At 68.7% G+C, this 19,298-nt stretch carries 12 protein-coding genes and 3 rRNA genes (1 of these 15 cut by a window edge); 11 read left to right on the top strand and 4 right to left on the bottom strand.

Features of this window, described 5'->3' with window-relative positions; all coding sequences use genetic code 11:
• The 3 genes from CYQ11_RS11655 to rrf form a co-directional block, all read left to right on the top strand.
• Nucleotides 1–6, top strand: a 16S ribosomal RNA gene (locus tag CYQ11_RS11655); it begins 1,518 nt to the left of the window's first position.
• Between the two features lie 282 nt (nt 7–288).
• Nucleotides 289–3,412: ribosomal RNA gene (locus CYQ11_RS11650) — 23S ribosomal RNA — on the top strand.
• Between the two features lie 74 nt (nt 3,413–3,486).
• A 5S ribosomal RNA gene (gene rrf, locus CYQ11_RS11645) occupies nt 3,487–3,603 on the top strand.
• The 16S, 23S and 5S rRNA genes sit together here, the layout of an rRNA operon.
• A 179-nt stretch (nt 3,604–3,782) precedes the next feature.
• On the opposite strand, the gene CYQ11_RS11640 is transcribed toward rrf, so the two are convergent.
• Complete coding sequence (locus tag CYQ11_RS11640; protein WP_181143637.1) at nt 3,783–4,877, bottom strand: hypothetical protein; 1,095 nt, start codon at nt 4,875–4,877, stop codon at nt 3,783–3,785.
• 159 nt (nt 4,878–5,036) lie between these two features.
• On the opposite strand from CYQ11_RS11640, the gene mtnA reads away from it, so the two are divergent.
• From mtnA to CYQ11_RS11605, 7 genes are all read left to right on the top strand, one after another.
• Entirely contained in the window at nt 5,037–6,188 is a 1,152-nt protein-coding gene (gene mtnA / locus CYQ11_RS11635) for an S-methyl-5-thioribose-1-phosphate isomerase (RefSeq protein WP_099200268.1), read from the top strand.
• Nucleotides 6,185–6,862: a two-component system response regulator MtrA gene (gene mtrA, locus CYQ11_RS11630; protein WP_009333493.1), complete on the top strand. Its 678-nt coding sequence runs from the start codon at nt 6,185–6,187 to the stop codon at nt 6,860–6,862. Before mtnA ends, mtrA begins: the two co-directional genes overlap by 4 nt.
• Nucleotide 6,863: 1 nt before the next feature.
• Nucleotides 6,864–8,882, top strand: a complete 2,019-nt coding sequence (gene mtrB, locus CYQ11_RS11625) for an MtrAB system histidine kinase MtrB (protein ID WP_104650986.1) — start codon at nt 6,864–6,866, stop codon at nt 8,880–8,882.
• Complete coding sequence (locus CYQ11_RS11620) at nt 8,839–10,701, top strand: LpqB family beta-propeller domain-containing protein (protein WP_099200271.1); 1,863 nt, start codon at nt 8,839–8,841, stop codon at nt 10,699–10,701. The genes mtrB and CYQ11_RS11620 overlap by 44 nt, the downstream gene beginning before the upstream one ends.
• Before the next feature lie 157 nt (nt 10,702–10,858).
• Nucleotides 10,859–11,596 carry a ComF family protein gene (locus CYQ11_RS11615; RefSeq protein ID WP_099200272.1) on the top strand — a complete coding sequence of 246 codons (738 nt, stop codon included), beginning with the start codon at nt 10,859–10,861 and terminating at the stop codon, nt 11,594–11,596.
• Nucleotides 11,597–11,912: 316 nt separating this feature from the next.
• Nucleotides 11,913–12,602 (top strand): ribosome hibernation-promoting factor, HPF/YfiA family, encoded by a 690-nt coding sequence (hpf, locus tag CYQ11_RS11610; protein ID WP_099200273.1) that lies wholly within the window; start codon nt 11,913–11,915, stop codon nt 12,600–12,602.
• Nucleotides 12,603–12,835: 233 nt separating this feature from the next.
• Nucleotides 12,836–13,588, top strand: a complete 753-nt coding sequence (locus tag CYQ11_RS11605; RefSeq protein WP_099200274.1) for a response regulator — start codon at nt 12,836–12,838, stop codon at nt 13,586–13,588.
• Nucleotides 13,589–13,640: 52 nt separating this feature from the next.
• Here the strand turns inward: CYQ11_RS11605 and CYQ11_RS11600 are convergent, their stop codons facing one another.
• Together CYQ11_RS11600 and CYQ11_RS11595 are read right to left on the bottom strand one after the other, a co-directional pair.
• Nucleotides 13,641–14,861: a winged helix-turn-helix domain-containing protein gene (locus CYQ11_RS11600; RefSeq protein ID WP_099200275.1), complete on the bottom strand. Its 1,221-nt coding sequence runs from the start codon at nt 14,859–14,861 to the stop codon at nt 13,641–13,643.
• A gap of 42 nt (nt 14,862–14,903) precedes the next feature.
• Entirely contained in the window at nt 14,904–15,497 is a 594-nt protein-coding gene (locus CYQ11_RS11595) for a GNAT family N-acetyltransferase (protein ID WP_099200276.1), read from the bottom strand.
• 225 nt (nt 15,498–15,722) lie between these two features.
• Between CYQ11_RS11595 and secA the strand changes: the two genes are divergently transcribed.
• On the top strand, nt 15,723–18,545 hold the full coding sequence (secA, locus tag CYQ11_RS11590) for a preprotein translocase subunit SecA (RefSeq protein WP_099200277.1): 2,823 nt from the start codon (nt 15,723–15,725) through the stop codon (nt 18,543–18,545).
• Between the two features lie 84 nt (nt 18,546–18,629).
• Here the strand turns inward: secA and CYQ11_RS11585 are convergent, their stop codons facing one another.
• Nucleotides 18,630–19,076 carry an Rv3235 family protein gene (locus CYQ11_RS11585; protein WP_099200278.1) on the bottom strand — a complete coding sequence of 149 codons (447 nt, stop codon included), beginning with the start codon at nt 19,074–19,076 and terminating at the stop codon, nt 18,630–18,632.
• Nucleotides 19,077–19,298: the final 222 nt, after the last annotated feature.

Genomic DNA, 19,298 nt, shown 5'->3' with positions numbered 1-19,298 from the left:
TCCTTTCTAAGGAGCACATAGCCGACTGCAAGCGAATGTCTTGCACGGTTGCTCATGGGTGGAACGTTGACTATTCGGCACAGTTCTTGAGGGTTCACTAGTACTGCTTCGGCGTGGAACGTGAAATTTCTGAGGGGCTGGGTCGGGCACGCTGTTGGGTATCTGAGGGTACGGAACGTAAGTTTCGAACCTTCGCGATGCCGGCCCCAGTGCACTCACTGCTTCGGTGGTGGGGTGATGGGTGGCTGGTCGTTGCTTGAGAACTGCACAGTGGACGCGAGCATCTGTGGCCAAGTTTTTAAGGGCGCACGGTGGATGCCTTGGCACCAGGAACCGATGAAGGACGTGGGAGGCCACGATAGGCCCCGGGGAGCTGTCAACCGAGCTTTGATCCGGGGGTGTCCGAATGGGGAAACCCGGCAGTCGTCATGGGCTGTCACCCGCTGCTGAACACATAGGCAGTGTGGAGGGAACGCGGGGAAGTGAAACATCTCAGTACCCGCAGGAAGAGAAAACAACCGTGATTCCGGGAGTAGTGGCGAGCGAAACCGGATGAGGCCAAACCGTATGTGTGTGATACCCGGCAGGGGTTGCGCATGCGGGGTTGTGGGATCTCTTTTTCATAGTCTGCCGGCTGTGAGACGAGTCAGAAACCGTTGATGTAGGCGAAGGACATGCGAAAGGTCCGGCGTAGAGGGTAAGACCCCCGTAGCTGAAACATTGACGGCTCGTTTAAGAGACACCCAAGTAGCACGGGGCCCGAGAAATCCCGTGTGAATCTGGCGGGACCACCCGCTAAGCCTAAATATTCCCTGGTGACCGATAGCGGATAGTACCGTGAGGGAATGGTGAAAAGTACCGCGGGAGCGGAGTGAAATAGTACCTGAAACCGTGTGCCTACAAGCCGTGGGAGCGTCGCGCATCGAGCTTGCTCGGTGCGTCGTGACTGCGTGCCTTTTGAAGAATGAGCCTGCGAGTTTGCGGTATGTTGCGAGGTTAACCCGTGTGGGGAAGCCGTAGCGAAAGCGAGTCCGAATAGGGCGTTTGAGTAGCGTGCCCAAGACCCGAAGCGGAGTGATCTAGCCATGGGCAGGTTGAAGCGGAGGTAAGACTTCGTGGAGGACCGAACCCACCAGGGTTGAAAACCTGGGGGATGACCTGTGGTTAGGGGTGAAAGGCCAATCAAACTCCGTGATAGCTGGTTCTCCCCGAAATGCATTTAGGTGCAGCGTCGTGTGTTTCTTGCCGGAGGTAGAGCACTGGATAGGCGATGGGCCCTACCGGGTTACTGACCTTAGCCAAACTCCGAATGCCGGTAAGTGAGAGCGCGGCAGTGAGACTGTGGGGGATAAGCTCCATGGTCGAGAGGGAAACAGCCCAGAGCATCGACTAAGGCCCCTAAGCGTACGCTAAGTGGGAAAGGATGTGGAGTCGCAGAGACAACCAGGAGGTTGGCTTAGAAGCAGCCACCCTTGAAAGAGTGCGTAATAGCTCACTGGTCAAGTGATTCCGCGCCGACAATGTAGCGGGGCTCAAGCGTACCGCCGAAGTCGTGTCATTGCAGTATGTACCCCCAACGGGGACTGTGATGGGTAGGGGAGCGTCGTGTGCCGGGTGAAGCAGCCGCGGAAGCGAGTTGTGGACGGTTCACGAGTGAGAATGCAGGCATGAGTAGCGATACACACGTGAGAAACGTGTGCGCCGATTGACTAAGGGTTCCTGGGTCAAGCTGATCTGCCCAGGGTAAGTCGGGACCTAAGGCGAGGCCGACAGGCGTAGTCGATGGACAACCGGTTGATATTCCGGTACCCGCTTTGAAACGCCCAATATCGAATCAGGCGATGCTAAGTCCGTGAAGCCGCCCTGGAGTCTTCGGACAAAGGGGAGTGGTGGAGCCGACGAACCAGACTTGTAGTAGGTAAGCGATGGGGTGACGCAGGAAGGTAGTCCAGCCCGGGCGGTGGTAGTCCCGGGGTAAGGGTGTAGGCCGTGTGATAGGCAAATCCGTCACACATTAAGGCTGAGACCTGATGCCGAGCCGATTGTGGTGAAGTGGATGATCCTATGCTGTCGAGAAAAGCCTCTAGCGAGTTTCATGGCGGCCCGTACCCTAAACCGACTCAGGTGGTCAGGTAGAGAATACCGAGGCGTTCGGGTGAACTATGGTTAAGGAACTCGGCAAAATGCCCCCGTAACTTCGGGAGAAGGGGGGCCATGTCTGGTGAGGGAACTTGCTTCCTGAGCTGGGTGTGGCCGCAGAGACCAGCGAGAAGCGACTGTTTACTAAAAACACAGGTCCGTGCGAAGCCGTAAGGCGATGTATACGGACTGACGCCTGCCCGGTGCTGGAACGTTAAGGGGACCGGTTAGCTCCATTTCGGTGGGGCGAAGCTGAGAACTTAAGCGCCAGTAAACGGCGGTGGTAACTATAACCATCCTAAGGTAGCGAAATTCCTTGTCGGGTAAGTTCCGACCTGCACGAATGGCGTAACGACTTCTCGACTGTCTCAACCATAGGCCCGGTGAAATTGCACTACGAGTAAAGATGCTCGTTTCGCGCAGCAGGACGGAAAGACCCCGGGACCTTTACTATAGCTTGATATTGGTGTTCGGTTCGGCTTGTGTAGGATAGGTGGGAGACTGTGAAGCATGCACGCCAGTGTGTGTGGAGTCGTCGTTGAAATACCAGTCTGGTCGTGCTGGATGTCTAACCTGGGTCCGTGATCCGGATCAGGGACAGTGTCTGGTGGGTAGTTTAACTGGGGCGGTTGCCTCCTAAAGGGTAACGGAGGCGCCCAAAGGTTCCCTCAGCCTGGTTGGCAATCAGGTGTTGAGTGTAAGTGCACAAGGGAGCTTGACTGTGAGACCGACGGGTCGAGCAGGGACGAAAGTCGGGACTAGTGATCCGGCGGTGGCTTGTGGAAGCGCCGTCGCTCAACGGATAAAAGGTACCCCGGGGATAACAGGCTGATCTTCCCCAAGAGTCCATATCGACGGGATGGTTTGGCACCTCGATGTCGGCTCGTCGCATCCTGGGGCTGGAGTCGGTCCCAAGGGTTGGGCTGTTCGCCCATTAAAGCGGTACGCGAGCTGGGTTTAGAACGTCGTGAGACAGTTCGGTCCCTATCCGCTGTGCGCGTAGGAGTCTTGAGAAGGGCTGTCCCTAGTACGAGAGGACCGGGACGGACGAACCTCTGGTGTGCCAGTTGTCCTGCCAAGGGCATGGCTGGTTGGCTACGTTCGGGAGGGATAACCGCTGAAAGCATCTAAGCGGGAAGCCTGCTTCGAGATGAGGACTCCCACCCACTTGATGGGGTAAGGCTCCCAGTAGACGACTGGGTTGATAGGCCAGGTGTGGAAGACCGGTAACGGTTGGAGCTGACTGGTACTAATAGGCCGAGGGCTTGTCCTCAGTTGCTCGCGTCCACTGTGTAGGTTCTGAAGTAACGACCTGTGATTTTGCCGGGTTGGTTAACTTCATAGTGTTTCGGTGGTCATAGCGTTAGGGAAACGCCCGGTTACATTCCGAACCCGGAAGCTAAGCCTTTCAGCGCCGATGGTACTGCAGGGGGGACCCTGTGGGAGAGTAGGACGCCGCCGAACAATTATTCAGAAAGCCCTGGTGGGAACCATGTTCCCGCCAGGGCTTTCTTGCGTTTACAGGCCGTTTCCAGCAACCGGCCGCATGTGCCGAAACGCCTCGATGTGGAGAAACGCCTCGGGCCCGTCCTTGGAAAGGGACGGGCCCGAGGCGTTTCTCGTTTCCGCTATTGTCCTGCCCTCTACTGCCCTTCGCCCACCGAGGCAGCGCGCGTGAGCTCGATGTCGAGCGACTCGCGCCGGATTCGCTGGTCCATATACAGCAGCGCCGTCATCCCCGACGTAATCGGCAGGGCGATCATGGAACTGATGGTCGCGGCGACACCAGTGAAGATCAAATTCGTCCAGCTCGAAGGATCGTCGCTGCCCGCCTCTCCCGTGATCATGAATTCGATCGGGCTGGTGGGCAGTGCAACAATCGTGGCCACCAAAAAGACCAGCAGGCCGGCGAGAATCTGTATTCCGAAGATCCGGCCCCATGATCCTCGCACAAGCTTTTCGCTTCGCCGCAGAGACGCCATGACACCCTGCCGTTCCAGCATGAGAGCCGGTGCCGCGAGACTGTAGCGGATCCAGAGCCACACCGATCCGACCAGCCCCGCCATTCCGCCGAGCAGCGTGAGCGAGAGACCCGCCTGCTCCGCTCCGGCCGCGACGAGCACCAGGCCCGGCGCCGTGCCGACCGCGAACGCACCCACGATGAGCAGCGGAATCACACAGAAGAGCCCTGCCATGGCGGGCAGCCGGGGGCGTGCGTTCGCCCAGGCGTCCCGTGCGGTGACCGGGCGGCCCAGGACCGCCCGGCTGACGACGACGGTCAGCATGGCGCTGGCGACGATCGAGCCGATGAGGCCGATGACCGAGGTGGTCGCGATCTCCGTCAGGCTCTCGCCCAGTGCGTGGAGAACCTCCCTCGGGGTCGCGTCCGCCAGCTCCTCCGGCGTGGTCAGAGCCGACGAACCACGGGGCCTGAAACGCTCGACCACCGTCGCCACGGCCTGTGTGCCGACCGCCACGGCGAGGGACACGCCGAGGGCCGTACGCCAGTGCCTGCGCAGCGTGCTGACGGACCCTTCGATGATTTCCCCGACGGCCAGGGGCCGCAGCGGTATCACGCCCGGCTGCGGGGCCCGTGGCGCCGCGTGCGGCCCGTGCCCGCCGTTCCAGGGACCGCCCCAGCCCCCGCCGGGACCGCCACCCCGCCGGTCGTGCTGTCCGCCGCCGCTGTCGGCGCGGGCCCGTTCTCCGCCGGGGGTCCGGCCCGGAGAGTCGTTCATGTGTCTCTTGCTCCTTCTCGTGCCCGTCAGTGCCGGTCAGTCATCGTGTCACGGGCCGGTGGGGGAGCCTTCGGGCCTTTGAGCGGCACGGGGGCTCGTAAGGGGGAGCCGGGAAGGGGAGCCCTTCAATAGTTGGTGGGCGCGGGGCAGACTGGACTAATGGCTGATCAGCACGCGGCACCGGTAACCGCATCCGCGCCCCTGTCCCGTACCGAAGCAGTCCCCGTGGTCCCCGCCCTGCGCTGGGAGGACCTGCCCGAGGGCCCCGTGATCGTCCTCCTCGACCAGCGCCGGCTGCCCGCGGCGGAGGTCGAGCTGGTCTGCACCGACGTACCGGCCCTGGTCGAGGCGATACGAACGCTCGCCGTCCGTGGCGCTCCACTCCTGGGAGTGGCGGGCGCCTACGGGCTCGCGCTGGCGGCCGTGCGGGGCTTCGACGTGGACGAAGCCGCCGAACTGCTCGCCCACGCCCGTCCCACGGCCGTCAACCTCGCCTACGGGGTGCGCAGGGCCCTCTCCGCCCATCACGCGGCCCTGAAGGACGGCGCCGGCGCCCAGGAGGCCGCCGCCGCGACGCTCGCCGCCGCACGCGCGCTGCACCGTGAGGACGCCGAGGCCAGTGAGCGCATGGCGGAGCACGGTCTGGCGCTGTTGCAGGAACTGGTGCCGGGCGGAGGCTTCCGCGTGCTGACCCACTGCAACACGGGCGCCCTCGTCTCGGGCGGTGAGGGCACCGCCCTGGCCGTCGCGGGAGCCGCGCACCGGGCCGGTGAGTTGCGGCGGCTGTGGGTGGACGAGACGCGTCCGCTGCTCCAGGGGGCGCGGCTGACCGCGTACGAGGCGGCGCGGGCGGGAATGCCGTACACCCTGCTCACCGACAGCGCCGCCGGTTCGCTGTTCTCCGCGGGCGAGGTGGACGCCGTGCTGGTCGGGGCGGACCGGATCGCGGCGGACGGGTCGGTGGCGAACAAGGTGGGCAGCTATCCGCTGGCGGTGCTGGCCCGCTACCACCACGTGCCGTTCGTCGTCGTGGCCCCCACCACGACCGTCGACCCCCGCACCCCGGACGGGGCCTCGATCGAGGTGGAACAGCGGTCCGGGCTGGAGGTCACGGAGTTTCCCGGTTCCGGCGCCTCGGCGCCCCTCGCACCGCTCGGAACGCAGGCCTACAACCCTGCGTTCGATATCACACCGCCCGAGTTGGTGACCGCGATTGTCACGGAAAACGGGGTTGTTTCCCCCGTGACGGAGGAGGGTTTGGCGGAGCTGTGTGCCAGGTCACGATCGGGTAATGGGATGATGTCGATATGAAGGGACGCGTCCTTGTCGTCGACGACGACACCGCACTGGCCGAGATGCTCGGAATCGTGCTTCGTGGTGAGGGTTTCGAGCCGTCGTTCGTAGCGGACGGCGACAAGGCACTCGCCGCTTTTCGGGAGGCCAAACCGGATCTTGTATTGCTGGATCTGATGCTGCCGGGCCGTGACGGCATTGAGGTGTGCAGGCTGATCCGCGCCGAGTCCGGGGTGCCGATCGTGATGCTGACCGCGAAGAGCGACACGGTCGACGTCGTGGTCGGGCTGGAATCCGGCGCGGACGACTACATCGTCAAGCCGTTCAAGCCGAAGGAGCTCGTGGCCCGGATCCGGGCGCGGCTGCGGAGGTCGGAGGAGCCGGCGCCGGAGCAGCTGGCGATCGGTGACCTCGTCATCGACGTGGCCGGGCACTCGGTGAAGCGCGACGGCCAGTCGATCGCGCTGACGCCGCTCGAGTTCGACCTGCTGGTGGCGCTGGCGCGCAAGCCGTGGCAGGTGTTCACCCGTGAGGTGCTCCTGGAGCAGGTCTGGGGCTACCGCCACGCCGCCGACACGCGGCTGGTGAACGTACACGTACAGCGGCTGCGCTCGAAGGTCGAGAAGGACCCCGAGCGGCCGGAGATCGTGGTGACCGTCCGTGGTGTGGGCTACAAGGCGGGGCCGAGCTGACATGTCGGGCAACGGTGCCGCCCCGGAGCGGGACGCGGGGCGGCCCGTCGACACGGCGGGCGGCATATCTTTCCTGAGGCGTCTGTGGCGTGCCGGCAGGCTGCTGCCGGACGGTGCGGCCACGGCGCCGGTGCACCCGCTGCTGCGGCTGTACGTGCGCTGGGTGCGGCGTCCGCTGCTCCCCGCGATGCGGCTGTGGCGGCGCAACATCCAGCTGCGGGTGGTGGCCACCACGCTGCTGATGTCGCTCGGCGTGGTCCTGCTCCTCGGCCTGGTGGTCATCGGGCAGGTGCGCAACGGCCTGCTGGAGGCGAAGCAGCACGCTTCGCAGAGCCAGGCCGAGGGCGGTTTCAAGGCGGCCCGCGCGGCCGCCGACCCGGGGGCCGACGGCCGGGGCCAGGACGGCACCCCCTCCGGCGGCCGGGCCAACCCGGACCCCGGCGCGTGGCTGACGGCCCTCGTGCAGCAGCTGGCCAGCGGCGGTCAGGGCGTCTACCACGTGGTGGCGCTCAGCGCGGGCGACAGCGGCGACACCTCGTACGTGGGCGGCGGCACGCGCGGTCCGCGCGCGTCCGGTGACATCGACCCCGAGCTGAGCGTGCCCGCCGATCTGCGGCGGCAGCTGGACAGCAGGACCGGGACGTTCGAGAAGCCCGGAACGATCAAGCGCAGCGCCTCGGACGAGGGTGAGCCGGCGCTGATCGTCGGCAAGCGGCTCTACGACGTCAACGGCAAGCCGTACCAGCTGTACTACCTCTTCCCGTTCACTCAGGAGGAGAAGTCGCTCAGTCTGGTCAAGGGCACGCTGACGACGGCCGGTGTGTTCGTGGTGGTGCTGCTGGGTGCCATCGCCTGGCTGGTGGTGCGGCAGATCGTCACCCCGGTGCGGATGGCGGCGAGCATCTCCGAGCGGCTGGCCGCCGGTGTGCTGCAGGAGCGGATGAAGGTCACCGGTGAGGACGACATCGCGCGTCTGGGCGAGGCCTTCAACAAGATGGCGCAGAACCTCCAGGTGAAGATCCAGCAGCTGGAGGAGCTGTCGCGGATGCAGCGGCGGTTCGTCTCCGACGTCTCGCACGAGCTGCGGACGCCGCTGACGACCGTACGCATGGCGGCCGACGTCATCCACGAGGCGCGGGACTCCTTCGACCCGGTCACCGCGCGGTCGGCGGAGCTGCTGTTCGGGCAGCTGGACCGGTTCGAGTCGCTGCTGGCCGACCTGCTGGAGATCAGCCGGTTCGACGCGGGCGCGGCGGCGCTGGAGGCCGAGCCGATAGACCTGCGGGACGTGGTGAACCGGGTGATAGACGGGGCGCTTCCGCTGGCGGACCGCAAGGGCAGCAGGTTGCTGGTGCGCGGCGGCGAGCAGCCGGTGATCGTGGAGGCGGACGCCCGGCGGGTGGAGCGCGTGCTGCGCAACCTGGTGGTCAACGCCGTGGAGCACGGCGAGGGCAAGGACGTGGCCGTACGGCTGGCCGCGGCCGGCGGCGCGGTCGCGGTCGCGGTGCGCGACTACGGCGTGGGGCTCAAGCCCGGTGAGGCGACCCGCGTGTTCAACCGCTTCTGGCGGGCCGACCCGGCCCGGGCCCGGACGACCGGCGGCACGGGCCTCGGCCTGTCGATCGCCGTGGAGGACGCCCGGCTGCACGGCGGCTGGTTGCAGGCCTGGGGCGAGCCGGGCGGCGGCTCGCAGTTCCGGCTGACCCTGCCGCGTACGGCGGGCGACACGCTGCGCGGTTCGCCGATCCCGCTGGAGCCGGAGGACTCGCGGCGCAACCGCGGGATGAACGAGGCCGGGATGCCGCCCGTGCTGCCGGGTCGCGGCTCGCCCGCGCCCCAGCCGCAGGCGTCGGCGGTGTCCGTACCGCCCCAGGCGCGGAACGTCCGGGCGACGGCCGATCCGACGGCGCTGCCCGGCAGCGGTGCGCGCGTGGTGACGCGGCACGGCGGGGTGAGGAACGACAAGCCCGCGGGGCATGGCCGCGACGCGACCGGAGGCGACCGTGACGGTCAGGGGTAGGGGCACCGGCCGTCGGCGTACGGCGGGTCTGGTCGCGCTGGCGGCCTGCGGCGCGCTGCTGGCCGGCTGCGCGTCGATGCCGGGCAGCGGCGAGGTGAGCTCGGTGGACTCCTCGCAGCGCGCCGACGCGGACGCGCAGGTGCGTGTCTACGGCGTGCCGCCGCGCAAGGCGGAGCAGCCGATGGAGCTCGTGACGGGCTTCCTGGAGGCGACGACCAGTGACGATCCGGACTACGAGACGGCCCGGATGTACCTGGCGAAGTCGGTGAAGCGCCAGTGGGACCCGTCGGCGCGCACCACGGTGCTGTCCGCGACGCCGCAGGTGAAGGTGGAGCGCATCGGCGGGGACCGGGAGCAGGGTTCCTACACGGTGACGCTGACCGGCCGGCAGGTCGCGACGGTGGACGCCAAGCACGCGTACACGCCGGAGGAGCAGGACTTCAAGACCCAGCTGCACATGGCGCGGGAGGACGGCGAGTGGCGCATCGACCAGCTGAACGCCGGGCTGGTGATCGGTGTCTCGGACTTCCAGCGCATCTACCGTTCGGTCAACAAGTACTACTTCGCTGAGCGGGGGAGCGGCGAGGGCGGCTCGGGCAAGGCCCGGCCGGGGCTCGTCGCGGACCCCGTCTATCTGCGCAAGCGCATAGACACGGTGACCACGACCGTGCGGGCGCTGCTGGACGGGCCCACGGGCTGGCTCGACCCGGTCGCCGTGACGTCCTTCCCGAGCGGTACGCGCCTGGAGGACCGGCGGCTGTCGCTGGACGACTCCAACGCGCTCAAGGTGCGGCTCAACGACCGGGTGGCGGGCGCCAGCCAGGAGCAGTGCCTGCGCATGGCAGCGCAGCTGCTGTACACGGTCCAGGAGTCGGCCAAGGTCACGGACGTGACGTTGCAGCGCAAGGACGGCTCGCGGCTGTGCGTGCTCGGCAAGGAGGAGGCGAAGTCGTACGCCTCCGAGCAGACGTCGGGCCGGCCGGGCCGGCAGTACTTCGTCGACGGTCAGCACCGGATGGTCGCCCTGACCGACGGCGACGACGAGGCGCACCGGGTACCCGGTCCGCTGGGTGCGGACGGCGGTGTGCCGCTGCGGTCGGTGGCGGTGGAACGCGGTGACGGGCATGCCGCGGGCGTATCGGCGAACGGCCAGTCGCTGTATGTGACGGCCATGCGGGCCGGCGCGGCGCTCGGCGAGGCCCGGCTGGCCGTCCACGGGGGCACGGCGCCGAAGACGGGGCTGACGGCGCCGAGCTGGGACGGGCTCGGTGACCTGTGGGTGGCCGACCAGGACCCGGACCGGCCCAGGCTGCTGCGCCTGCCCGGCGGCACCGGGGCGCCGGAGGAGGTGCCGGTGGCGGGGCTCGACGGCCGTGTCACCGGGCTGCGGGTGGCCGCGGACGGGGTGCGGGTGGCGCTGTTGGTGACGAAGGGCGACCATACGACCCTCAAGCTCGGCAGGGTCGAGCGGCACGCGAGCGCGGGACGGACGACGTTGTCGGTGCAGGAGCTGCGCTCCGTGGCGCCGCGGCTGGAGGACGTCAGCGCGGTGTCCTGGGCGGGGGCGAGCCGGCTCCTGGTGGCCGGCAGCGAGCAGGGCGGGCTCCAGCAGCTGCAGTACGTGGAGACGGACGGCTCGCAGGGCAACGGCGCCGGCCTGCCCGGCATCACGGGCGTGCGCGGCGTCGCCGCCTCGGAGAACCCCGCCAAGTCCCAGGCGCTGGTCGCCGAGGGCGAGGGCGGCATCGTGCGGCTGCTGCCGGACACCAACTGGAAGCTCGTGGGCAAGGAGGGCTCGGCTCCGGTCTATCCGGGGTGACGCCCTCGGCCGTGCGACGGCGTGCGCCGCTGTCCGCCCGGGCGGCCCGCCGGCTGCCGCGACAGCGGGCGGTCACGCGTCGTCGCTGGTCGTAGCCCTGCCCGGGAGGTTATCCACAGGGGTGGCGAGGGGGCCTCCGCGGCGGGAGAGTGGTTCCATGCGCGGGTGGTGGCAGGAGATGGCCGGCCTGGTGATGCCGGCCGAATGCGCGGGGTGCGGCCTGCCGCGGTCCGTGTTGTGCGCGCGCTGCGGTGCGCGGCTGAACGGGCGGGAGGCCCGGCGTGTACGGCCCGATCCGGAACCGCCGGGGCTGCCGCCCGTGCACGCGGCCGCTCCCTATGCGGAGGGTGTGCGGTCGGTGCTGCTCGCGCACAAGGAGCGGGGTGCGCTCGCTCTGGCGAAACCGCTGGGCGCCGCGCTGGCGGGTGTGGTGCGGGGGGCCGGTCACACAGCAGCGGGGTGGGGCGGGCGGGGCCCGAGCGGGCCGTTACTGCTCGTCCCGGTGCCTTCCGCGCGGAGGTCGGTGGCCGGGCGGGGCCATGACGCGGGGCGGCGCCTCGCGCTGGCGGCGGCCCGGGAGCTGCGGGGGGCCGGGGTGCCCGCGCGGGTGGCCCCGGTGCTGCGCCTGCGGCGCGCGGTGGCGGACCAGGCCGGGCTCGACGCCCGGCAGCGCCGGGCGAATGTGTCAGGGGCAATGGGGGTAGCCGCGGGGGTGAGCCGGCTGTGGCGGACCGGAGGGCCGGTGGTGCTGGTGGACGACCTGATGACGACGGGCGCTTCCCTGGCGGAGGCGGCCCGTGCGGTCCGGCTGTCGGGTGGGCCGGTTGCCGGTGCCGCGGTGATCGCAGCTGCATCGCGAAGTTTCGAAAACAACCGGAACTGGCGTGGAACGTAACGCGTTCCTGTGGGAAACGGCAGGAAAACACCTGAATGGAGGTACGTTGCAACAGGGGGTACCGACGGGCTTCCGAGCGAGATATGTTCGGTTGTGAGGAATGGCAGGAGCTATGCCTCAAATCTCCGATTGGCGCGCTTCGTATCCCTTCATCGAAGCTGGAAGGAAGCGCGCAGCCGGTGGGGTGTGGATCTTGTCCCCTGGGGAGGAGGAGGTGAAAACCGCCTAGTCGGTGGCTCTGGGGATCCCCGGAGCCTGATGCAAGAGGGATGCGCTCCGCAACCTTCGGCGGAGCGATCCGGGAACGGAGTTCTGCGTGGACATCGTCGTCAAGGGCCGCAAGACAGAGGTGCCCGAGCGGTTTCGCAAGCACGTGGCCGAGAAGCTGAAGCTGGACAAGGTCCAGAAGCTCGACGGCAAGGTGATCAGCCTCGACGTGGAGGTGTCCAAGGAGCCCAACCCCAGGCAGTCCGACCGCTCCGACCGCGTGGAGATCACCGTACGTTCGCGTGGACCGGTGATCCGGGCGGAGGCGGCGGCGACGGATCCCTATGCTGCGCTCGACCTGGCCGCCGCCAAACTCGAGGCCCGGCTGCGCAAGGAGCACGACAAGCGGCACGACCGCCGGGGCAACGGCCGGATCCCGGCGTCCGGCGTCGCGGCGACGGTGATCGGTGCCGCGGGGATCAACGCCAGCGGTGAACTCACCACGGAGCAGGGCGAGGGCGAGGTGCCCGTCACCCACATCGGACCACTGGAGATCAGGGGAGAAGGCCCCCTGGTGGTCCGCGAGAAGACCCACTCCGCCGCGCCGATGACTCTCGATCAGGCGCTCTACGAAATGGAGTTGGTCGGCCACGACTTCTATCTCTTCGTCGACTCCGAGACAAAGATGCCCAGCGTCGTCTACCGACGCCACGCCTATGACTACGGCGTCATCCACCTCAACGCCGACCCGCTCTTCGAAGGAGAGCCCGGTGGTGCGGGCGGGGAGCTGGGCGGCTGAGCGCGGGGCCGTGGCCGGAAACGACCGGCCGTGGCCCGGGTGAGCCGCAGACCGTGTGACGGTGCCCCAGGAGCGTTCCACGCTCCCGGGGCACCACCGTGCGGCCGGGAAAGCCGATCCCGGCGGTCCGGCATGAAATCATGGCCGGGCGGCCAACCGCCGGTCCGCCGGAATCGATTGGCGCGGTACAGCACCGACCGACGGCGAGGGGCCGGCCTCGAGGGGGAGGAACGATGGCGGAGAGGTTCGGGCCCGTACTCGTGCCCGGCGATGACGACGACGAGGGCGCACGCTGCGCGGACCGGGGCGGGGGCACCACCCGCGAGGAGCCGATCAGGGTCCTGGTCGTGGACGACCACGCGCTCTTCCGGCGCGGTCTGGAGATCGTCCTGGCGCAGGAGGAGGACATCCTGGTCGTCGGGGAGGCGGGCGACGGCGCCGAGGCCGTGGACAAGGCGGCCGACCTGCTGCCCGACATCGTGCTGATGGACGTGCGGATGCCCAAGCGCGGCGGCATCGAGGCCTGCACCTCCATCAAGGAGGTGGCCCCCAGCGCGAAGATCATCATGCTGACGATCAGCGACGAGGAAGCCGACCTCTACGACGCCATCAAGGCCGGAGCCACCGGCTACCTCCTCAAGGAGATCTCCACCGACGAGGTGGCGACGGCGATCCGCGCCGTCGCCGACGGGCAGTCGCAGATCAGCCCCTCGATGGCGTCGAAGCTGCTCACCGAGTTCAAGTCGATGATCCAGCGGACCGACGAGCGGCGGCTCGTGCCGGCGCCGCGGCTCACCGACCGCGAGCTCGAGGTGCTCAAGCTCGTCGCCACCGGTATGAACAACCGTGACATCGCCAAGGAGTTGTTCATCAGCGAGAACACGGTGAAGAACCACGTGCGCAACATCCTGGAGAAGCTCCAGCTGCACTCGCGCATGGAGGCCGTGGTCTATGCGATGCGGGAGAAGATCCTGGAGATCCGCTGACCCAGGGAGCCGCCGCCCGGCAGGAGGGCGGAGGAGGGCACCCGCACCGTGCTCAGGCGACCGCCGCCCGCAGGCGCGCCGCCAGCTCCGCGTCGTCGCAGCGCTCGATCCGCACCGCGTCGCAGCCCACCCAGCCGGCCGCCTCCCACAACGCACGCGCCATGGGCTCGACGGCCTTCGGACCCGCGAGGGACACCTGCCGGGCCACCAGCGTCCTGCCGTCGCGCGCGGGATCCACGCGGCCCGCCAGCCGGCCGCCCGTCAGCAGCGGCATGGCGAAATAGCCGTGGACCCGCTTCTCCTTGGGCACGTAGGCCTCCAGCCGGTGGGTGAAGCCGAACATCCGCTCCGTGCGCGGCCGGTCCCACACCAGTGAGTCGAACGGCGAGAGCAGCGTCGTGCGATGCCGTCCCCGGGGCTCGGTGGCCAGCGCCGCCGGATCGGCCCACGCCGGCTTGCCCCAGCCCGCCACCTCGACCGGCACCAGGCCCGTGTCCGCTATCACCGCGTCGACCTGCTCGCCCTTGAGCCGGTGGTAGTCCGCCAGGTCCGCCCGGGTGGCCACGCCCATCGCCGCGCCGGCCTGCGCCACCAGGCGCCGTGTGCACGTGGCGTCGTCGAGGTCGTCGTGGAAGAGCTCGTCCGGCACCGCGCGCTCGGCCAGGTCGTACACGCGCTTCCAGCCGCGGCGCCGGGTGCAGACGACCTCGCCGGTGTCGAGCAGCCATTCGACCGCGATCTTCGTCTCGGACCAGTCGTACCACTCGCCGCCGTTCTTGGCGCCGCCCAGTTCCGTGGCCGTCAGGGGGCCGTCGGCCTTCAGACGGTCCCGGACGGCCGCGCAGGAGCGCTCGGCGTCCGCCATCACGTGCCAGCGGTGCCCGCGCGCCTGGAAGGCCCGGCGCCGGAAGGCGAAGAGCGGCCACTCCTCGACGGGCAGCAGACAGGCGGCGTGCGACCAGTACTCGAAGGCGCGGTCTCCGCTCCAGTACGCCGACTCGACCGCGTCCCGCCCGATGGCGCCGAGCCGGGCGTACGGCACCAGTTCGTGCGACCGGGCCAGCACCGAGATCGTGTCCAGCTGGACCGCCCCCAGCCGGCGCAGCACCCCCCGTACCCCCGCCCGCCGGTCGGGTGCGCCCAGCAGGCCCTGGGCGCGCAGCGCGATGCGACGCGCCTCGTCGGCGGAGAGCTCGGCTTCGGCCCGGTGCGGGAGGTCGGCACGGGAGCGGACCCGGGCCCCACGGCCCTGTGCGGCGGCGGCAGTTGTCATGCGGCACACCTTAGGGGCGGCCACTGACAACGGCCGTGGCGATCAGCCGCGCTCCGGGAAGGGCAGGTAGGCGGCGTCCGTCGGCAGCCCCAGGTCGGAGGGCAGCAGCGAGCCGACCCAGGCGTCGCGGCGGGTGCCGTTGTAGGGGATCTTCGCGCGCATGGTGCCCTCCATCCGGAATCCGATCTTCAGGGCCACCGCGCGCGACGCCTCGTTGCCGGCCTCCGCGTACCACTCCATGCGTTCCACGCCCAGGTCCGCGAAGCTCCAGCGGACCACCTCGCGCGCCGCCTCCACGGTGTAGCCGCGGCCGCGCTGCTCCTTCGCCGTCCAGTAGCCCAGCTCGGCCTGGCGTTCGGGCGTGGACAGCGCGAGCCGGACGAGGCACATCGAGCCCACCAGCCGCTGTGCGTCGTCCCGGGTGAAGAGGCCGAAGGTGTACAGGGAGTCCTCCCGCCAGCCTTTGGGGCAGGTGTCCTCGACGAACACGCGCGCGTGCTCGGGCGTATAAGGGGAGGGTGCGCTCGTATAGCGCGGAATGTCCGGTTCCTGACAGGCCGCGTGGACGGCGGGCGCGTCCGACGGCGCGAAGGGGCGCAGGACGAGGCGGTCTGTTTTCAGGCTTATGGGCTCCATGGCCGGAGTCTAGGGAGGGAGGTGGAGAATGAGCCCGAATCATCGCCGCCCGGCACCTTCGGGGACCGCCGTTCGTTCTCACTGCGGGTGACACCCGGCCTCGGCAATGACGGACCTCCCGGCGCGGTGGGGTCCTCGCTTACGATGGCCGTTGCGGCGGGGACTGTCCCGTCGTGCCCGCGCACCCCACCGTGCCCAGGCCCGACCGGCAAGGAGCCAGCCTACGTGTCCGTCTTCGGCAAGATCATGCGTGCAGGAGAAGGCAAGATCCTGCGCAAGCTGCACCGCATCGCGGACCAGGTCAATTCCATCGAAGAGGACTTCGTCGGCCTCTCCGACGCCGAGCTGCGTGCCCTGACCGAGGAGTACAAGCAGCGGTACGCCGATGGCGAGAGCCTGGACGACCTGATGCCCGAGGCCTTCGCGACCGTCCGCGAGGCCGCAAAGCGGGTGCTCGGCCAGCGTCACTACGACGTGCAGCTCATGGGCGGCGCCGCCCTGCACATGGGATACGTCGCGGAGATGAAGACCGGTGAGGGCAAGACCCTCGTCGGCACCCTCCCCGCGTACCTGAACGCCCTCTCCGGCGACGGCGTCCACCTGATCACGGTGAACGACTACCTCGCCGAGCGCGACTCGGAACTGATGGGCCGGGTGCACAAGTTCCTCGGCCTGTCCGTGGGCTGCATCCTCGCCAACATGACGCCGGCGCAGCGCCGCGAGCAGTACGCCTGCGACATCACCTACGGCACGAACAACGAGTTCGGCTTCGACTACCTCCGCGACAACATGGCGTGGTCGCAGGAGGAGCTGGTGCAGCGCGGCCACAACTTCGCCGTGGTCGACGAGGTCGACTCCATCCTGGTCGACGAGGCCCGTACGCCGCTGATCATCTCCGGCCCCGCCGACCAGGCCACCAAGTGGTACGGCGACTTCGCCAAGCTGGTCACCCGGCTGACCAAGGGTGAGCCGGCGAACCCGCAGAAGGGCGTCGAGGAGACCGGCGACTACGAGGTCGACGAGAAGAAGCGCACGGTCGCCATCCACGAGGCCGGCGTGAGCAAGGTCGAGGACTGGCTGGGCATCGACAACCTCTACGAGTCGGTCAACACCCCGCTCGTCGGCTATCTGAACAACGCCATCAAGGCGAAGGAACTGTTCAAGAAGGACAAGGACTACGTCGTCATGGACGGCGAAGTCATGATCGTCGACGAGCACACCGGCCGTATCCTCGCCGGCCGCCGCTACAACGAGGGCATGCACCAGGCCATCGAGGCGAAGGAAGGGGTGGACATCAAGGACGAGAACCAGACGCTCGCCACGATCACCCTCCAGAACTTCTTCCGCCTCTACAACAAGCTGTCCGGTATGACCGGTACGGCCATGACCGAGGCCGCCGAGTTCCACCAGATCTACAAGCTCGGCGTGGTGCCGATCCCGACGAACCGGCCGATGGTCCGCAAGGACCAGTCCGACCTCATCTACCGCACCGAGGTCGCGAAGTTCGCCGCCGTCGTCGAGGACATCGCGGAGAAGCACGAGAAGGGCCAGCCGATCCTGGTCGGCACCACCTCGGTCGAGAAGTCCGAGTACCTCTCGCAGCAGCTGTCCAAGCGCGGCATCCAGCACGAGGTGCTCAACGCCAAGCACCACGAGCGCGAGGCGTCGATCGTCGCCCAGGCCGGCCGCAAGGGCGCCGTCACCGTCGCCACCAACATGGCCGGCCGTGGTACCGACATCAAGCTCGGCGGCAACCCCGACGACCTCGCCGAGGCGGAGCTGCGCCAGCGCGGCCTGGACCCGGTGGAGCACGTCGAGGAGTGGGCCGCCGCGCTGCCCGCAGCCCTGGAGAAGGCCGAGGCCGCGGTCAAGGCGGAGTTCGAGGAGGTCAAGGAGCTGGGCGGCCTGTACGTCCTGGGCACCGAGCGCCACGAGTCCCGCCGCATCGACAACCAGCTGCGCGGCCGTTCCGGCCGACAGGGCGACCCCGGCGAGTCCCGCTTCTACCTGTCCCTGGGCGACGACCTGATGCGCCTGTTCAAGGCCCAGATGGTCGAGCGCGTCATGGCCATGGCCAACGTCCCCGACGACGTGCCGATCGAGAACAAGATGGTCACCCGTGCCATCGCCTCCGCCCAGTCGCAGGTCGAGCAGCAGAACTTCGAGACCCGTAAGAACGTCCTGAAGTACGACGAGGTCCTCAACCGCCAGCGTGAGGTCATCTACGCCGAGCGCCGCCGCGTCCTGGAGGGCGAGGACCTGCACGAGCAGATCCAGCACTTCATGGACGACACCATCGACGACTACATCCGCCAGGAGACCGTCGAGGGCTTCGCCGAGGAGTGGGACCTGGAGCGGCTGTGGAGCGCCTTCAAGCAGCTCTACCCCGTCAAGGTGACCATCGAGGAGCTGGAGGAGGCGGCCGGCGACCGCGCGGGCATCACCGCCGAGTTCATCGCCGAGTCCGTCAAGGACGACATCCACGAGCAGTACGCGGCCCGCGAGGAGCAGCTCGGCTCGGACATCATGCGGGAGCTGGAGCGCCGCGTCGTGCTGTCCGTCCTGGACCGCAAGTGGCGTGAGCACCTCTACGAGATGGACTACCTCCAGGAGGGCATCGGCCTGCGGGCCATGGCCCAGAAGGACCCCCTGGTGGAGTACCAGCGCGAGGGCTTCGACATGTTCACCGCCATGATGGAGGGCATCAAGGAGGAGTCCGTCGGCTACCTGTTCAACCTGGAGGTCCAGGTCGACCAGCAGCTCGAAGAGGTCCCGGTGCAGGACGAGGAGCGTCCGTCGCTGCAGAAGGTGCAGGACACCGTGCCCGCCGCGCGTCCCGAGATCCGCGCCAAGGGCCTCGCCGCCCCGCAGCGCCCGGACCGCCTGCACTTCTCCGCCCCGACGGTGGACGGGGAGGGCGGCACGATCGAGACGGACTTCGCCTCCGACGACACCGGTGAGTTCCGCTCCGAGGCCGACGGCCTGACCCGCGCCGAGCGCCGCAAGGCCCAGAAGAACGCCAGCGGCGGCCGCCGCCGCAAGAAGTAACACCGGACCCACGGCCCGTCTCGGGCCTGACGAGGGGGCGGGGCGCGGGAACGCGTTCCGCCCCCTCGTCGTGCTCCGGGCCGTTCAGCCGCGGGCTCCGGCCAGCTCCACGGCGGCGCACCGCCACCGCCGGTCCGGGCCGTGCTCCAGGCGGAAGGCCAGCGCCTGGAGCCGGTCGCCCGAGGCGATCCGCGCGAAGGCCTCGATCACTCCGGGCCGGGGCTGGAAGTGGCCGCACCCGCGCAGGACGGGAGCGCTGCGGCCCGGCGGGGCGGGGCGCAGCGGCAGCCGCGGCGCGAGCTCGGCGAGCTGGTCGTAGGCGGCCGGGAGGGTGTGGCCGAGCATCCAGTGCACCGGCCGCTGCCCGCTGAGCGTGAGCAGCAGCCGCTCGGCGAACCAGTAGTGCGGCCGCCGGAGCTCGCGCTCGCGCCGGTGGGCGGCCGGCCGCCGCGGGTCGCCGCGGCGGGGCGGAGCGGCGCCGGCGCCCCGGCTCCTGGGCGCGTGAGCGGCTGGCTGATGGGTCCTGTACATGAGATCGCCCCCCGTGCCGCCGGGCCCGGCCCTCGGGTCCCGGCTGTGGAATACCGAGCGGTAGCTTCGGCTGGTGATCTTCTACCGGCGCCCTTCCCGGAGCGGCAAGGACGCCGGGGCGGGGGCGGGCGGCCCGGGGGCCTTCACCTATCAGGGGGACCCGGGGCCCGGAAGCCGGGCGCCACCGGCGGGCACGGCCGGCGCGGGGCGGCCCGCCGCGGT

It is taken from the genome of Streptomyces cinnamoneus, from assembly GCF_002939475.1.
Lineage (GTDB): Bacteria > Actinomycetota > Actinomycetes > Streptomycetales > Streptomycetaceae > Streptomyces > Streptomyces cinnamoneus_A.
Note: the sequence above shows the minus strand (reverse complement) of the source record. Positions and strands in the feature narration are given on the sequence as shown.

Bases quoted from the DNA above. Each gene is read 5' to 3' on its own strand.
- CYQ11_RS11600 (WP_099200275.1), bottom strand. From the start codon at position 14,861: ATGACAACTGCCGCCGCCGCACAGGGCCGTGGGGCCCGGGTCCGCTCC.
- CYQ11_RS11585 (WP_099200278.1), bottom strand. From the start codon at position 19,076: ATGTACAGGACCCATCAGCCAGCCGCTCACGCGCCCAGGAGCCGGGGC.
- CYQ11_RS11595 (WP_099200276.1), bottom strand. From the start codon at position 15,497: ATGGAGCCCATAAGCCTGAAAACAGACCGCCTCGTCCTGCGCCCCTTC.
- mtrA (WP_009333493.1), top strand. From the start codon at position 6,185: ATGAAGGGACGCGTCCTTGTCGTCGACGACGACACCGCACTGGCCGAG.
- CYQ11_RS11615 (WP_099200272.1), top strand. From the start codon at position 10,859: ATGCGCGGGTGGTGGCAGGAGATGGCCGGCCTGGTGATGCCGGCCGAA.
- mtnA (WP_099200268.1), top strand. From the start codon at position 5,037: ATGGCTGATCAGCACGCGGCACCGGTAACCGCATCCGCGCCCCTGTCC.
- CYQ11_RS11640 (WP_181143637.1), bottom strand. From the start codon at position 4,877: ATGAACGACTCTCCGGGCCGGACCCCCGGCGGAGAACGGGCCCGCGCC.
- CYQ11_RS11620 (WP_099200271.1), top strand. From the start codon at position 8,839: ATGGCCGCGACGCGACCGGAGGCGACCGTGACGGTCAGGGGTAGGGGC.
- CYQ11_RS11605 (WP_099200274.1), top strand. From the start codon at position 12,836: ATGGCGGAGAGGTTCGGGCCCGTACTCGTGCCCGGCGATGACGACGAC.
- mtrB (WP_104650986.1), top strand. From the start codon at position 6,864: ATGTCGGGCAACGGTGCCGCCCCGGAGCGGGACGCGGGGCGGCCCGTC.